Annotated in this window: 9 protein-coding genes; 3 read left to right on the top strand and 6 right to left on the bottom strand. The window is 70.1% G+C overall.

What is annotated here, in order from left to right; all coding sequences use genetic code 11:
- The first annotated feature begins 37 nt into the window (after positions 1-37).
- Both DVS28_RS07930 and DVS28_RS07925 read left to right on the top strand, forming a co-directional pair.
- Positions 38-1807, top strand: a complete 1770-nt coding sequence (locus DVS28_RS07930) for a putative bifunctional diguanylate cyclase/phosphodiesterase (RefSeq protein WP_114590988.1) — start codon at positions 38-40, stop codon at positions 1805-1807.
- A 232-nt stretch (positions 1808-2039) separates the two neighbouring features.
- Positions 2040-3428, top strand: a complete 1389-nt coding sequence (locus DVS28_RS07925; protein ID WP_114590987.1) for an EAL domain-containing protein — start codon at positions 2040-2042, stop codon at positions 3426-3428.
- 14 nt (positions 3429-3442) lie between these two features.
- On the opposite strand, the gene hemW is transcribed toward DVS28_RS07925, so the two are convergent.
- The 3 genes from hemW to lepA form a co-directional block, all read right to left on the bottom strand.
- Complete coding sequence (hemW, locus tag DVS28_RS07920) at positions 3443-4582, bottom strand: radical SAM family heme chaperone HemW (RefSeq protein ID WP_164710154.1); 1140 nt, start codon at positions 4580-4582, stop codon at positions 3443-3445.
- A gap of 76 nt (positions 4583-4658) precedes the next feature.
- Positions 4659-6788, bottom strand: a complete 2130-nt coding sequence (locus DVS28_RS07915; RefSeq protein ID WP_164710152.1) for a cell wall-binding repeat-containing protein — start codon at positions 6786-6788, stop codon at positions 4659-4661.
- A gap of 173 nt (positions 6789-6961) precedes the next feature.
- Positions 6962-8773, bottom strand: a complete 1812-nt coding sequence (gene lepA / locus DVS28_RS07910; RefSeq protein WP_114590984.1) for a translation elongation factor 4 — start codon at positions 8771-8773, stop codon at positions 6962-6964.
- 420 nt (positions 8774-9193) lie between these two features.
- On the opposite strand from lepA, the gene rpsT reads away from it, so the two are divergent.
- Positions 9194-9454, top strand: coding sequence for a 30S ribosomal protein S20 (gene rpsT, locus DVS28_RS07905; RefSeq protein ID WP_114590983.1), 261 nt, complete (start codon positions 9194-9196; stop codon positions 9452-9454).
- 160 nt (positions 9455-9614) lie between these two features.
- On the opposite strand, the gene DVS28_RS29920 is transcribed toward rpsT, so the two are convergent.
- The 3 genes from DVS28_RS29920 to DVS28_RS07890 form a co-directional block, all read right to left on the bottom strand.
- Positions 9615-13259, bottom strand: a complete 3645-nt coding sequence (locus tag DVS28_RS29920) for a cell wall-binding repeat-containing protein (RefSeq protein ID WP_114590982.1) — start codon at positions 13257-13259, stop codon at positions 9615-9617.
- A 144-nt stretch (positions 13260-13403) separates the two neighbouring features.
- Positions 13404-14858 carry a phytoene desaturase family protein gene (locus tag DVS28_RS07895; RefSeq protein WP_114590981.1) on the bottom strand — a complete coding sequence of 485 codons (1455 nt, stop codon included), beginning with the start codon at positions 14856-14858 and terminating at the stop codon, positions 13404-13406.
- Positions 14855-16564 carry a DUF3556 domain-containing protein gene (locus DVS28_RS07890; protein ID WP_114590980.1) on the bottom strand — a complete coding sequence of 570 codons (1710 nt, stop codon included), beginning with the start codon at positions 16562-16564 and terminating at the stop codon, positions 14855-14857. The genes DVS28_RS07895 and DVS28_RS07890 overlap by 4 nt, the downstream gene beginning before the upstream one ends.
- Positions 16565-16602: the final 38 nt, after the last annotated feature.

Genomic DNA, 16602 nt, shown 5'->3' with positions numbered 1-16602 from the left:
CTGCGGACAGCCGCTGGACGCCCTGGCCGTTGGTGTCGTGGAGCCCGAGGGCGCCCACCATGTCGCCGCCGAGCAGGACCACACGGTCGAGGATGGTTTGGGCCCGTTGCAGGGGATCGTGGAGTCGATGGCCGGCGGCGTGCAGCACCTCACGGTCGATGCGTCGGTGCTCGGGACGATCGCCGAGGAGCTCGGGCTGCCGACCCGCGTGCACCTGCTGCTCGCGCAGGCCCCGTGGCCGGGCGGGGCCACCGGGCTGCTGTACGCCATCCGCGACGCCGACCAGGCCTCGTCGTTCGGGCCCTCGGAGCGGTCGTTGCTGTTCCTCGCAGCCAAGGAGACCGGCCAGTCGCTGGCATCGGCCCGTCGGCTGGCCCGCCTGGAACGGCACGCCATGTTCGACGAGCTCACCGGCTTGCCCAACCGCGTCCACATCGAGGAGTCGATCACCAGCGCGGTGGCGACGTCGGCCGCCCGTGGCTCGACGCCGGCCGTCCTCCTGGTGGACCTCAACGGGTTCAAGGAGGTCAACGACACGCTGGGCCACCAGATGGGCGATGACGTCCTGGCCGAGGTCGGTCAGCGCCTCGCGTCCCTCGGCGGCCGGGTCGACGAGGTCGGACGGCTCGGCGGCGACGAGTTCGCCGTCCTGCTGTCGGCCCCGACCAGCGCCGAGGTGACCGCAGCCGCCGACGAGCTGGCTGCCGAGGTGGCCGAGGCCATCGCGCGCCCGGTCACCCACGGCGACCTGGTGCTGGACCTCTCCGTCAGCATCGGCATGGCCCGGTTCCCCGAACACGGGGACGGCCCCGAAGAGCTCATCCGTGCCGCCGACGTCGCCATGTACGCCGCCAAGGGTCGCGGGATCCCCTACCTGGTGTACGAGGGCAAGCTGGACCGCCACCGGACCCGACGGCTCGGCCTGGCGACGGACCTGCGCGCAGCGCTGGCGGAGCAGGCGCTCGAGGTCAGGTTCCAGCCGAAGGTGCGGTTCGCAACCGGGGAGCTGATCGGCGCAGAGGCCCTCATCAGGTGGTCGCACCCGACGCTCGGGTTCATCCCGGCCGGGGAGATCATCCTGATTGCCGAACATGCCGGCCTGCTGCGCGAGCTCACCGACTTCGTGCTCGACCGGTCAGGCGCCCACTGCGCCACGATGCAGGCCGAGGGCTTCGAGTTCACCGTCGCGGTCAACCTGACCGAACGCGACATCGCCGACGTCGAGCTCCCCGAACGCATCCAGGCCGTCATCGACGCCCACGGCCTGGCGCCGGGGAGCATCAGCGTGGAGGTGACCGAGACCGCGCTGCTGACCCAGGAGGTCGAGGCCCTCGGCGTCCTGCCCAGGGTGGCCGACATGGGTGTCCAGCTGGCCATCGACGACTTCGGGACCGGGTTCTCCTCGCTGTCGCACCTGCGCAAGTTCCCCGTCAACGAGATCAAGATCGACATGTCCTTCGTCGACCGCATGGTGATCCGGCCCAACGATGCGGTCATCGTGCGCTCCATCGTCGACCTCGGCCACAGCCTGGGCATGCGCGTGGTGGCGGAGGGGGTGGAGACCAACGAGGCGTGGGCCATGCTGGAGGAGTTCGGCACCGACGTCGCGCAGGGCAACCACGTCATGAAGGCCATCGACGCCCAGTCGTTCGTGTCCTGGGCAATCTTCTGGGACCAGTACCGCGAAGCGCGCGGTCGGGGGGCCATGCCGCCGTCCCGGCGCGGCGACCTCGACGACGTCATCGCCGTCCAGCTGGAGTCGTTCAGGGCGACCGACGCGGAGCAGGCAGACGTGACCGAGAGCTGACGAGCGGTCGCCGTTTGGGCAGCTCGCGGCTCCGGGCCCCGGGAACACGCCTCGGAAAATAGTTCGTCACGGAACGTGAGCGATCTTCACTTCGGGACGTATCACGCTCCGAACGGGTTCGATCTCGGCGGACCGGGATGGATGGAGGCCAGGACATGGGCGGGACCACGAGGGCAGCAGCGTCACCACGAGCACGCGCGCACGCGCCGACCGAGGACTGCCGGGCAGGGTCGTGACGGCCACGACGGCCACGACAGTCGCGATCCTCGTGGCGGCCGTCGGCCTGATCCTCCTGGCCGTCCTCCCACGGTGGCGGGCAGGTGCGGTCCGTCCCGTGGCCGTGTCCGACCACGACGACGTCGATCCCGAGCAGCTGATCACCGCGGCGATCGACAGCAGCCGCCTCGACGGGGCCTGCCTCGTCCTGGTCCTCGGCAGCCTCACGTCGACGTCGGATGCAACGGTCCTCGCAGGACGTCGCAGCACCCTGCTCCTGTCGCAGCTCGCCAAGCAGGACCCGACGCCGGACGAGGTGGTGGCGATGGACGAGCACGTCGTGTGCTTGGTCACGGCGGCCACCCGCGAGCAGGTGGCGGCGGAATCAGCGGCCATGGTCGACCGGCTGCAGCAGCGGGTCCGATCGCAGGAGGACGGGCTGCCCGACGGCCTCGTGCTGCGCACGGGTACCGCGTCCTCCCCCGCGGATGGGGTGACCCCCGGCGAGCTGGTTCGCGCCGCTGCGGCCTCGCTGTACGGCACCACGGCCCGGCGGGAGGAACCCCCGCCCAGGGGCAACGCTGCGCCATCGACCCCGGTACGCCGGCGTTCCGACGTCATCCGGCTGCCCGAACCGATCGACACCCTCGAGGTGGCCTATCAGCCGAAGGTCTCCTTCGTCGACGGCAGCCTGGTCGGCGCCGAGGCGCTGGTCCGCTGGCCTGCCGCGGACGGCCTGCAGGTCCCCGCCCAGGCGATCGTGGACCTGGCGCGAGCCGCCGGTCGGCTGCGCGAGCTGACCGACGTGGTGATGCGCCAGGCCGCCGGGCACTGTGCGCGCATGCGTGACGCCGGCTTCACGGTCCCGATCTCGATCAACCTGACCGGCGACGACGTGGCCGACCCGCGCTTCCCGGAGCGGCTCGACATCGTGCTGAGGGACCATGACCTGTCTCGCGACAGCTTGGTCCTCGAGGTCACCGAGACCGCGCTGCTGACCCGCGAGGTCGAGGCGCTCGGGGTCATCCCGGAGCTTGCCGAGATGGGCACGCGCGTCTCGGTCGACGACTTCGGCACCGGGTACTCCTCCCTCTCCCACCTGCGTCGCTTCCCGATCCACGAGATCAAGATCGACATGTCCTTCGTCGACCGGATGGTGCTCGAGCCGCTGGACGCCGTGATCGTGCGCTCCATCATCGAGATGGGCCACGGCCTGGGGATGGATGTGGTCGCGGAAGGCGTCGAGACGGCCGACACCTGGGCAGTCCTTGCCGAGCTCGGCACCGACATCGCCCAGGGACACCACGTGATGCGGGCCACCGACCCGGCAACGTTCCTCGCCTGGGCACGGTTCCGACGACTCCGGCACACCCCGGCGGCCTCGTCGGATCAGCCCGGGGGCTGATCGCCGACCGGCGGTCAGGCCAGCTCGCGGATGACCGCTCCGGCAAGGGGCATCCCGGCAGGGGTCAGCGCCAACCGGTCCCCCGGTTTCATGGTCAGCAGTCCCCGACCCATCAACCGGGCGACGATTCCGGGGTCCAGCGGCACGACCTCCTCGCGCGGCACGCCTTCGGTGACCCGCAGGCCCATCATCAGCCGTTCGAGTCGGCGCGCCTCGGCGTCGGGGTGTTCCTGTCCACCGAGCGGCTCGTGGCCCTCCGCCACCATCCGGGCGTACTTGTCGGGATCCCGCACCAGCCAGTAGCGCCGGCCCTCCCATGCACCGTGGGCTCCCGAGCCGAACGCCAGCCAGTCGTTACCCCGCCAGTACGTCAGGTTGTGTCGTGACTCCAGGCCCGGCCGGGCCCAGTTGGACACCTCGTAGCGGTGCATGCCGGCCGCGCCCAGCCGTTCGTCGGTGACCGCCATGCGGGCGGCCTGCACGTCCTCGTCCGGTGCGAGGGCGTCATCGGTCCGCACACGGGCGGCGTACGGCGTGTTGGGCTCCACGGTCAGGGCGTAGGCCGACACGTGGCTGGTGCCCAGCTCGACCGCCCGGTCGAGCGTGGCCGCCCACGACGCGTCGGTCTCTCCCGGTGTGCCGTAGATCAGGTCGATGCTCAGCCGGTCGATGCCGGCGTCGCGCAGGTGGCCGATCGCGCGGGGCACGCTGTCGGGGTCGTGCCAGCGGCCGAGGGTCGACAGGACGCGGGTGTCGAAGGACTGGGCCCCGAGGGAGATGCGGTTCACCCCACCGCCGGCGAGCGCGGCGGCCATCTCCGCGTCGACGGTCTCGGGGTTGGCCTCCACCGTCCACTCCGCGTCGTCGGCGAACTCGAAGGTGTCGCCGAGCGCCTGCAGGACCTGCCGGAGGTCATCTGGCGGCAGGTAGGTGGGGGTGCCGCCACCCACGAAGACCGACCCGAACGTGGCGTCCTGCGGGGTACGCCTGATGTGGGCGGTCAGGGCCTCGACGTAGGCGGGGATGGCCTCGTCACGGTCGGCGAAGGTCGTGAAGTCGCAGTAGTCGCAACGACGCAGGCAGAACGGGACGTGCACGTAGATGCCGGGCAGCCGCTCGGCCACGACGGAGGCGGGGGCGGTCGGGGGCGTCACGACGGAAGGGTAGCCGGGCCGGGAAACGCCGAACGGGCGCCCACCGGGGCGCCCGTTCGTCGTGGTGCGGCAGCCGTCACTCCCGGATGGCGTCCAGGATCTGGCCCTCGACCTGCTCGGAGACCGCAGCCGGTCCACCGACGATCACGGCGGTGGTGATCTGCTCGGCGAAGCCCGACAGGTAGGTCTTCGTGGCCGGCGAGTCGGCCAGGTCGTTGGGGTTGGTCAACATCAGCCCGGCGTCCTGCCGGAAGGCACCGACCGACCCGGTCAGGGCGTCGGGGAAGTCGTGGCCGGAGGCGACCCAGGTGATGTCTCGGATGGCGCCGAGCGCCACGGCCTCCTCGATGAAGGCCACCGAGGTCTCGAAGCGGTTGAGGCCGGCCAGGCGACGCGTCTGGTACGCGCGGTTGAGCTCGTCCTCGACCGACGCCTCGATCGCCACCTCGCCACCGCCGATGTAGACCATGTTGCCGGCCTCGCCGTCGAGGATCGCCGGCAGCGCCGCCGCTGAGGCGTCGTTGAGGTCGTCGGAGTCGGTCAGGAGGATCGGGGACCGGGCGTGGGTGGCCAGGTTGGCCGCCGACATGGCGTCGGGGAAGATGTCGGCGCGGACCAGCGTGGCGCGGGCCACGGGGCCGCCGATGCGGACGATCTCGAAGGCGATGGCACGGGCGGTGGTGTACCGGCTGTCCCCCGCCACGCGGATGACGTTGATGCCCTCGGCCTCGAGGTCATCAGCGATCGAGGCGCTCAGCGCGGCCTCGCCACCCGCCAGGTAGACGTCGTCGACGTCGAGGCGCTGGATCTCCGCCAGGTTGTCGGGGTGCAGGTCACCCGGGGCGTTGAGCAGCAGCGGGGCGCACAGCTCCGCCGCCAGGCCGGAGGCCGCCAGCGCATCGGGGAACATGTCAGAGCGGGCCATGACGACCGCGTTGGCCTCGTTGACCGTCAGCATGCCGGAGACGCGCAGCGCCGTGTCGACACGGTCGTCGCCACCCAGGCGGGAGGTGCTGGAGAACGTGCCGGTGGTGATCGGCGAGTCGCACGGGTCGGTCTCGCCGCCGTCCCAGGTGAAGCCGGCGGACAGGCCCGAGCGGCCGATGCCGCAGGTGCCGTAGGCGACGGCGTCGTTGAAGTAGGAGCCGCTGGCGAGCGGGTCGGGCAGCACGGAGGTGATCGTGCCGGTCAGGCTGTCGCCGGGCTCGAGGGTGACGGGCTCGATCTCGTAGACCAGGCCGTTCTCGCCACGGGGCGTGGCCTCGATGTCGGTGAGGACCTCACCGGTGCCGTCAGCCGACAGGGGCAGCGGCAGGAAGTCCACGATCCGGTTGACCGTGCACGCCGCCTCGTCGACGTTGGTGACGTCGATGACGTAGGTGACGCTGTCGCCGGGCTCGACCGCAACGGTGCCGTCCTCGCCGGGGGTGGCGTCGAGGATCGACTTCTGGACCGACAGGCCAGCGGGGTCCGGTCCGCCGGGGGGCGGCCACTCCGGCGGGGTGCCGCCGCAGTCGACGGTGCTGTGGGCCTCGGAGACGATGATCTCGCTGTCGACGGCACCGGTCAGCGGGTCGAGGGTGCGGATGTGCAGGCCACGAACGGTCCAGCCGATGCCGTCGCTGTCCGGGACGACCTCCTTGATGGTGACGCGGGCCAGGTTGGGGATCTCGATCTCGGTGTTGAACGGCACGTCGACCGGGATGGCCTCCCCGCCGATCGTCAGGCCGGTGAGGGCGGTGCCCGCGGCGGCCTCCTCGAGGGTCTGCTCGGTGCAGGTCGTGGTGGAGACGGCGGCGATGGCGTCGGCGGTCACGATGTGGGCGTCGCCCACGGCGGGCTGCAGCAGGTTGACATCGGTGGTGACGGCGGTGGCACGGGCGGCCGGGGCGATGATGTCGGCCTCGACAGTGATCTCGGCCACGTTGGCCTCACCAGCGGAGGGACCATCGCCGACCGGGCCGGCGTCCAGCACCGAGTCGCGGGCGTTGGGCATCATCGCGTCGCTTGCGGTGACGCTCAGGAACGGCTCGGGCTGGATGTGCAGGACATCGTTGCCGAGAAGATCCTGGTCGTACTCGAAGCCGAACGCGTCAGCGGCGGCCGCGCGAGCAGGGATGAAGCTGAGCTCCTCCTGTGCACTGACCGGTGCCACCGTCGCCAGCAGCGCCGCAACGACGGCCACCAGGACCGTCGTCACTGTCATTCGTCGCGCCGGCCTCCGGCCGGTCGCCCCCGTGCTCATTCCTGACATGTCTGATCTCCCGTCGTGCGGCAGACAGGAGCGTCCTGCCCGCCGATTGCAGTACGTACGGGGAGATGGTCGGCAGCGTGGTCAGAGTTCTTTATGTGATACCGCGTTGCGGTAATCAGTTGTGACTAGTCCCCGCCCAGGGAGAGGGCTGCGACGAAGGCTTCCTGCGGGATCTCGACCATCCCGACGGCCTTCATCTTCTTCTTGCCCTCCTTCTGCTTCTCCAGCAGCTTGCGCTTGCGGGAGATGTCGCCGCCGTAACACTTGGCCAGCACGTCCTTGCGGCGGGCCTTCACGGTCTCGCGGGAGATGATCTTGGACCCGATGGCGGCCTGGATCGGCACGTCGAACATCTGGCGAGGGATCAGCTCCTTGAGCTTGCTGACCATGGCCTTGCCGTACTCGTAGGCCTTGTCGCGGTGCACGATGGAGGAGAACGCGTCGACGGGTTCACCGTTGAGCAGCACGTCGACCTTGACCAGGTTGGCGACCTGCATGTCGGCGGGTTCGTAGTCCAGGGAGGCGTAGCCGCGCGTGGAGGACTTCAGGCGATCGAAGAAGTCGAAGACGATCTCGGCCAGCGGCAGGCGGTAGCGCAGCTCGACGCGTTCCTCGGTGAGGTAGTCCATCTTCAGCATGGTCCCGCGACGCTTCTCGCACAGCTGCATGACCGCGCCCACGTACTCACTGGGCAGGTAGATCATCGCGTCGACCATCGGTTCTTCGATGTGGTCGATCTGGTTGGGGTCCGGCAGGTCCGCCGGGTTGGAGACCTTCAGGACCTCACCGCTGTTGAGCGTCACCGTGTAGGCGACGTTGGGGGCGGTGGTGACCAGCGGGATGTTGAACTCGCGGTCGAGGCGCTCGGAGATGATCTCCATGTGGAGCAGCCCGAGGAACCCGGCGCGGAAGCCGAAGCCGAGGGCCACGGAGGTCTCGGGCTCGAAGTTGAACGAGGCGTCGTTGAGCTGCAGCTTGTCCAGCGCATCGCGGAGGTCCGGGAAGTCCGCGGAGTCCACCGGGTAGAGCCCCGAGAACACCATCGGCGTCGGCTCGCGGTAGCCGGGCAGCGGCGAGGGGGCGGCGTGCTTGCCCGCGAGGGTGATGGTGTCACCGACCTTCGCCTCGCCCACTCCCTTGATGGCCGCGGTGAGGTAGCCGACCTCGCCCGGGCCGAGCTCGTTGATCGGGATGGCCTCCGGGGAGGTGACGCCGAGCTCGTCGATGACCCCCTCGAACTCGGTGGCCATCATCCGGATCTTCTCGCCGGGGTGCATGCGGCCCTGGACGACACGGGCGTAGACGATCACGCCGCGGTAGGCGTCGAAGATCGAGTCGAAGATCAGCGCCTGGGTGGGGGCCTCGGGGTCGCCGCTGGGCGGGGGCACGCGGTCGACGACCTGCTCGAGCACCTCGGGCACACCGATGCCGGTCTTCGCCGAGACCTTGAGGATGTCCTCGGGCTCCCCGCCGAGCAGCGCACAGATCTCCTTGGCCACTTCCTCGGGCCGGGCAGCGGGCAGGTCGATCTTGTTGAGGACGGGGATGACCTCCAGCCCCGCGTCGATCGCCAGGTAGAGGTTGGCGATCGTCTGCGCCTCCATGCCCTGGGCCGCGTCGACGAGCAGGATCGCGCCCTCGCACGCGTTCATGGCCCGCGACACCTCGTAGGAGAAGTCGACGTGCCCGGGCGTGTCGATCAGGTTCAGCAGGTACTCCCCGCCGTCCTTGGACTTGTACGGCATCCGGACGGCCTGCGCCTTGATGGTGATCCCGCGCTCGCGCTCGATGTCCATCTTGTCGAGGTACTGGGCACGCATGTCGCGCTCGGAAACGAGCTCGGTCACCTGCAGCATGCGGTCGGCCAACGTCGACTTTCCGTGGTCGACGTGGGCGATGATCGCGAAGTTGCGGATGCGCTCGATGGGGTAGGTCATGGCGAGGATCAGAGTAGCCGGGCGAGGACCGAAGCCCGCGAGGGACGAGCGCTGGCGCCGCCCGCAGCGCGGCGTCGGGGGTCGGCGGGCTGCCCGCTCCGACGGAATTGCCTCGAACCGTGACGGAATCGCCTCCGCACCCCGACGCGGAACACCGGATTCATGGGGCCGAGCCGACGGAATCGCCTCGCCAGCCATGCCACGATCCAGATGTCGAGGCCAATCCGTCGGTGGAGGGGCAGGTGAAGTCGGCAAGGAGGGTGGCCAACCGGCCGTGGTGGACACCCTTCGGGGCCGCTGGTAAACTCCTGCGTTCCTGCCGCGCCTGCGGCATGTTGGCGTGCCCGGCCGATTCGACCACCGGCCAGTGGCCCCGCAACGAGACGTCTCCACCCTGCCTCCCAGAACGAGGAACATTCCATGGCGAACATCCAGAGCCAGATCAAGCGCAACCGTCAGACCGAGCGCGCTCGCACCCGCAACAAGGCCCAGCGGTCGGACCTGAAGACCTTCATGAAGAAGTTCGACCAAGCCGTCGACTCCGGCGACAAGGACGCAGCGACCGCGGCCCTCCGCGACGCCGCCCAGAAGCTGGACAAGGCCGTCTCCTCCGGCCTGATCAAGAAGAACAACGCGGCCAACAAGAAGTCGCGCATGGCTGCTCGGGCCAACGCCCTGTAGCACGCCCCTCCGGCCGACAGGCCGGAACGCACCACGGCGACCCCATCGGGGTCGCCGTTGTCGTGTCCGGACCGAACCCGGCACCCGGTCACGCGCCGAGCCGCAACACGCCAGCGGCCGCCTCCCCGAAGGGAGGCGGCCGCCGTCGGCGGGATCTCGATCAGCCGAGGGCGTCGACCACCTCCTGCGACACCGCGCTGGTCCCACCGAGGACCGTGATGCGCGGGGGCGTCAGGTCGGCCAGCACCGTGCTGACCGTCTCGGGCACCCGGTCGACGTCGACGAGCAGCAGCACGCCGTCCTCGATCACCGCAACCGGCACCGCGGCCAACGCGTCGGCGAAGGTCCCGGCGGTGGCGATGAACGCCACCTCGGCGCTCCCGAGCTCGGTCGCGGTCAACGCCGCCGTCTCGTACCGGTCTGCACCGGCGATCCGGCGCGGCGTCACACCGGCCAGCTCGGCGACCTGGTCCACCACCGCATCGGTCACGGCGGCCGTGCCACCCATGACGATCACGTCGGAGGGGGCCAGCCGCTGGATCTCCGACGCGGTCACGTCGGGGACGCCGTCGGTCTGGACCAGCAGCACCGGGGCGTCACGCCGTCCGGCGAGGACACCGCCAGCCAGGGCGTCGGCGAAGGACTCGCCGGTCGCCACGACGAGGGTCCCACCCGGCTCGGCGAAGTGGGCCGACACCGCGACTGCGGTACCGAACCTGGTGTCACCGGCCAGGCGGAGGACCGTAGCCAGCTCGGCGAGCTGGGCCTCGGCGGCTTCGCTCATCACCGCAGTGCCACCGGCGACGATGATCTCCGTCGGCGACAACCGGTCGATCTCGGCCAGCACCTCACCCGGGACGGTGTCGCCCGGGCTCAGCAGCACCGGACCATCCGACAACCCGGCCAGCGGACCGGCGGTCAGCGCGTCGGGGTAGTCGTTGGCGGTGGCCACCACGACGGTGTCAGCACCCTCGGGGAAGCTCGCGACCGAGAGGGCGATGGCGGTGGCCACACGGCTCTCGCCGGCGATCCGCTCGACGTCGGTCTCACCCGGGTCGGTGGGTTCACCGGGGTCGGTCGGCTCACCGGGGTCGGTCGGCTCGCCGGGGTCGGTCGGGGTCGTGGGCTGGACGAACGGGTCGCCCAGGTCGTCGGTCGTGGCGGCGCCACCGTCGGCCCAGATGAGCCAGTCGACGAGGTCCTTGTCGAGGCCCTTGACCATGTCGCGGAACATGGTGTCGGCACCCGTCACGACGACGCGTTCGCCGTCGGCGAGCTCGGCGGCAACGGTGATCGGCCGTCCGATGGTCTCGGCCTGCGGGTAGGTGGTGAGGGAGGCCCAGTGACCGGCGCGCATGACGCCGTCGGCGCTGCCCTCGAGGACCGTCTGCACGACCTCGTAGTCAGCGGGCAGTTCGGTGAAGAACGACGGGCCGTAGACGAATGTGACGTCCTCCGCCGGCCGGTCGGGCATGACCTCGGAGTCAGCCGCCTGCGAAACGTTGATCGTCCCGTTGGTGGACCGCGACACGGTGTTGCGGGTCGGGGTCTCCAGGCCGGCGGCCGACAGGGTATCCACGGCCGTGCCGTAGGCGACGACACCGCCACCGGCATCCATCCACGCGCCAAGCGCCGTGTAGCCCTCGGGCGTGACGCTGCGGAGCGAGCCGTCGAGGTACAGCACGTCGACGTCGTCCAACGACACGTCCGGGTCGGTCCCGTTGATGGTGTCCGTGCCGACCGGCAGGACGTCGAAGCCCAGCACGTCGGAGATGACGTACAGGTCCGGCCCCGACAGGTTGGTGCCGACGACGAACGGCTCGAGCTCGGTCCGGTCCTCGGGCAGGGTCGTCAACGGCGTGAAGGTGATGTCGGTCGTCTCGACGATCTCCAGCAGCAGCGGTCGTGCGGACGGCGCCACGAGGACGCGTCCGTCGGCCGCCCGCTGCACCTCGACACCCTCGTCCTGCAGCTGGTGCAGGACGGCGACGTCGGAGGCGTCACGGATCGGGAAGGCGTAGGCGACGGCGTCACCGGCGACGACCCTGCCCCTGACGGGGGTGTCGTCGACCGGCTGGCCGATGTCCAGCAGCGGGTCGCTGGCGATGCGGTCGACCGTGGCGCCCCAGAGGTCGGACATGCTCCAGCCAGAGATGTCGTACATCGCGACGATGCCACGGGGGGTGATGTCCTGCCCGATGTCCAGCAGGGTCTGGGCCAGGGCACGCTTGGTCTGGGCCATCGGCACGACCCAGCTGCCAGTGGGGTAGGTGGTCCCACCGATCGTGGTCGGGTGGGTCAGCTGGGTGATGATGACGTCCTGGGTGAGGAGGAAGTCGACGAGCCGGGCGGCCGCCGCGTCGCTCTCCTGGCCTGCGCCGACGGGCAGGACGTAGGCATCCGGGTAGTCGGTCTCCCACAGGTCGAGGGCGTCGAAGTGCGGGAACGCGTTGTCCAGCAGGTCCTCGTTGCGCTGGTCGGCGCCGGTGACCCCGCGGACGTTCCACTCGATCTGGTCGGCGAGCAGGTCATCCCGGCTGGCCATGCCCTCCAGGATCGTGCCGTCGATGGCCGCACGGGCGTACTCGGTGTTGACGGCCACGCGGAGCGCACGTTCCTCCGGAGTCAGGGACCCGCTCCGGGGGCTCATGGGGATCTCGACGGTGTGGCCGCTGCCGCCGTGGTAGATCGCGTACATGCCGGTGAAGATCGGCGGCCAGTCGTCCCAGCCCTGGTCGTCGTCGCGATAGGGCAGATAGGACTCGGTCTCGCCGGTGCCGTCCAGGATGGTCGTCCGACGGAACGCCTCCTGCTCCATGGACAGGGCGTTGGCGTAGGCGTTGGGCAGGTACAGGTCGTACTCGTAGGCGAAGTTGTGTGGGGGTGTGCACGGCTCGATCAGGCCACCGGGGCCGACGTAGCCGTGGATGTCGATGAAGAGGACCGGTGTGGTCTCGGTGATGAGGTCGCGCATCACCCGGGTCTCGGGCTGGCTACCGGTCACGTGGTCGCGGTTCAGGTCGAAGCCATTGCTGTTCTGGCGGACGCCATTCACCCGCCCATCGGGGTTGGAGGAGGGCAGGATCGAGATGATGTAGCTGCTGAGCACCTCGTCGACGGTGGGCAGCGCCGCGATCTCTTCCGGCGTCAGGTTGTCCACGTTCTCCGTGATGGGATCATCGCCATCAGCAGCGGCGATGTACTCCACGAAGTCGAGCGTGCCGTCCAGGCCCTCGTACTCGTTGCCGTGGATGTTGCCGGTGATGGTGATGTGGGGCCGGTAGTCGTCGTAGCCACCGTTGTCGAACAGCTCACGAGCGGCCTCGGGGTCCTCGACGAGCAGCGTCTCCAGCGCATCGTTGGCCGCCGCGTCCTCGGCCGACCACGGCGCGGTGACGTCCACGAAGACCATCTCGCGACCCTCCACGGTGTGGCCGGCGACCTGCACGTCGACGCGGGGCGAGGTCGCTGCCGCACACAGGCGTGGCGCGATGTCCTCGTAGGGGGTCACGCCGATGAAGAACGACGAGTCGTCGGGGTCTGCCGGGAAGAAGCTCAGCGGGCAGCTGGTCTGGGCGAAGCTCGCGTCGGCGCCCAGCGGTTCGGCGAAGTCCGTCGACGGCGGGGCGTCGGCGTCGCGGATCGGATCGTCAGTGACGTCGTGGGCAGGGACACCCGAGAGGATCTCGTCGTTCAGGCGGTCGCTGTCGAAGTCCAGCTCCGGCGACGCGGCGAGCGACGCGGTGGCGGGGAGCAGGGACAGGACGAGGGCGAGCAACAGCAAGCGTGCAAGGACGCGCGGCATCAGTTCTCCATGGTCGTGATCGGGCGGTGCAACGGCGGTGGCACCGGGAGCCGGTCATGCTTGTCGGGTCGTGCGTCAACGGAAGGTCATTCAGATTTCAGTCCGATGACATGTCCGACAATCAGACAGCTGAACAAAGTTCAGTCAAACGTTCGGTCGAATCGAGTCCGAAAGAACCGCGTTGGCAGCCTGGTGGCCGGCCATGCCGTGGACCCCTCCGCCGGGGGTCGTCGAGGCCGAACCGATCCAGATCGACGGGTCGGGAGTCGCCCATGGGACGAGCTGTGGTCGGGGCCGCAGGAGCAGCTGGAGGCCTCCGTGGCTGCCGCCGCCGACGTCGCCGCCGACCAGGTTGGCGTCGAAGGCCTCGAGGTCGGCGGTGGTCGAGGCGTGGCGATGCTCGACGAGGTCACGGAATCCCGGGGCGAACCGTTCGATACGCCGTTCGATGGCCTCGGTCATGTCACGCGTCGACCCGTTCGGGACGTGGCAGTACACCCAGACGGTGTGCTTGCCATCGGGTGCGCGGGAGGGATCGAAGCGCGAGTGCTGGGCGAGGATGAGGAAGGGCTCGCGGGCATGGTGACCGGCGGCCACGACACGTTCGGCGAGGGCGACGTCGTCCACGGTGCCGCCGACGTGCACGGTGGCCGTCTCGTGCAGGTCGGGGTTGGTCCACGGGATCGGGCCGGACAGGCCGAGGTCGAGCTTGAACAGGCCCGGCCCGTAGCGGAAGCGGGCCAGCGAGGCCCGGTAGCCGGCCGGGAAGTGGTCGCCGGTGATCCGCAGGACCTGCAGGGGCGTGAGGGCGAGGACGACGTGGTCAGCCGGTGGGATGTCGGCCATGGACTGCACCGGGTGCCCGGTCCGGACCTCACCACCGAGGGCGAGGAGGCAGCGGTGCAGCGCGGCGGTCAACGCGCCGGCGCCACCACGTGGGAACGGCCAACCCACCGTGTGGACCGTCGCCCCGAACATCAGGGCGAAGGAGCTGGTCAGGGGCCGGTCGAGCGGCAGGACGGCATGGGCGGCATGACCCGCGAAGAGCGCCCGGGCCTCGTCGGTACGGAACAGCCCCTTGGCGTACCAGCGGGCGGGAACCGCCGCCTGCACGCCGAACCGAGCGGCGAACAGGGGGTGACGGGGCACCCGCAGCAGCGGTCGCAGGCTGAGGTCCATCAGGTCGTCGAGCCGGTCGGCCAGCGGCTGCACGATCCGGCGGTACGTCGACCCGTCGCGTCCCAGTGCCTCGACGGTGCGGTCGAGGTCGCGCCATGCGACTGCCGCTCGACCGTCGTCGAGCGGATGGCCGACCGACGCCGGCGGGGTGATCCATTCCAGGCCGTGTGACTCGAGGTCGAGGCCGGCGAAGAAGGGAGAGGCACGTGCGATCGGGTGGATGGCCGAGCCGAGGTCGTTGATCCAGCCGGGCCCGAGGAGCGGGGCGGAGCGGCAGGCCCCGCCGATCTCGTCGGCGGCCTCCAGCAGCAGGACCGAGCGACCGGCCCGGGCGAAGGTGAGGGCCGCTGACAGGCCGTTGGGTCCGCCCCCGACAACGACGGCGTCGTACCCACCGCGGCTTCGCGATCGACGGCTCACGGCGCCTCGTCCCTCCCCTGGATCGGGTCGGGCCAGGGCTGCTGCTCGAGGGCATCGGTGACGGGTGCGGTACCGCGCAGCAGCACCCCGTCGGCCGCGTCGACGATCCGCCACGACCACGTCGCCCGCGTGATCGGCTGGGACTCGATGGCGACGATGCGCAGCTCACCGGGGGCGAAGCCACAGCGTTCCTGCACGGCATCCAGCAGCTGCTCGTCGTGGAGGTGGCCGTCGCCGAAGTTCCAGCCGAGCGCCATGCCGGCCACGAGCTCGCCCTCGCGGATCACGCGGTCGTCGGGGTCCTCGACCGCACGGCAGATCAACCGCTGCACGAGCCGCCCGTGGAGGTGCATCGCGCGGAACGCCGGGACGCGGGACAACGAGACCTCGTTGGCGTCGTCGTCGTAGAAGCGACGCAGCTGGGTCAGCAGCTCGTCGGCGACCTTCGGCACCTCGCGGTCGAACCGGGCGAGCGCTTCGGGCGTGAACAGCCAGGTGGTCGTCGCCCAGTTGCCGGCGTAGTACCGCATCGACGGCAGGAACGACACCTTGTCCGGTCGCAGGTTGCCGACGACGGGCACCACCACCAGGGCCAGGAGGAGGATGGCCCACAGGAGCGGGCTGCCGAGCTGCCACGGTTCAACCTCGGCGTTGGTGCCGAACAGCACGAGCGCGGAGTAGACGAACAGCACGTTCCACTCCTGCGGCACGCCGAGCGCGAAGCTGGAGAAGATCCAGGCATGGAAGGCCACCATGATCCCCAACCCGACGATGGTGCCGACCCCGCCGTCGGACAGGACGAGCGTCAGCGGGACCACGTACTCGATGACCGTGCCACCGTGCGCCAACACCCTGGGCACGGTCCCCGGACGGAGGTCGTGCGGATACGCCCTGACCAGCCGGCGACGCAACGTCGGGAACCGGTTCAGCGGGTGGTTGGTCAGCATCACGCCGACCACGTAGGGGAAGTGGTGGTTGAGCTTGGAGGTTGCCGCCCACCACCAGATCGCCACCTGCACGGCCTTGGCGCCCGCGATGACGCCCACGGGGACCTGCGCCCACGTGGTGTCGGCCGCGATGCCGGCCGATCCCACGAACACGACGACGGCGAGGGTCGTGGCGTAGTGCTCGCCGCGGGAGGCGAGGAACACCGTCTTGTCCCGCAGCGAGGCCAGGGCGAGCAACACCAGGACGGGCAGCACCGTGGCCGGCCCCACGCGGTCGGCGAACAGCAGGGCCGCCCCGGTGCCGAGGTACCCGGCGTAGAGGGCGACGTCGACGACGGTCCGGCGGGATCCGGCGGTGAACGGCAGCCGGTCGGGGAAGGCCGGCAGCGTGATCGTGCCGGGTCGCAGCCAGTGGCCGAGGCCCGCGACGGGCGGCCAGTAGCGGCCGGTCAGGGGACCCGATCCGCAGCCGAACCCCATGCCCTCCCACAGCATGGTCCAGGCGATGGCCTTCACGAACGCCATCGGGGTGGTCCACCAGTCGGCGACACCCCCTGACATCCCCGAGGCCCGCACGATCAGGATCCAGCCGCCGATCCACAGCCCGATCTTCAGCAGGTAGAACAGGTAGGCCGACGTCGGGGCACCGAAGCCACAGTGGACCCAGTCGAGGCAGGCGAGGCGGACGCGGTCGTGGTACGGCAGCGTCCGGAACTCGGCCAGGTCGTAGTGCGGCTGCTCGGGGGACATCAGGCCCATGCTCCGGGCAACCTACCCCTCCGATTCGCCGCATCGTC

Source organism: Euzebya pacifica (genome assembly GCF_003344865.1).
Taxonomy (GTDB): Bacteria; Actinomycetota; Nitriliruptoria; order Euzebyales; family Euzebyaceae; genus Euzebya; species Euzebya pacifica.
The sequence above is the reverse complement of the archived record's forward strand: the minus strand, read 5'-3'. Positions and strand labels throughout refer to the sequence as shown.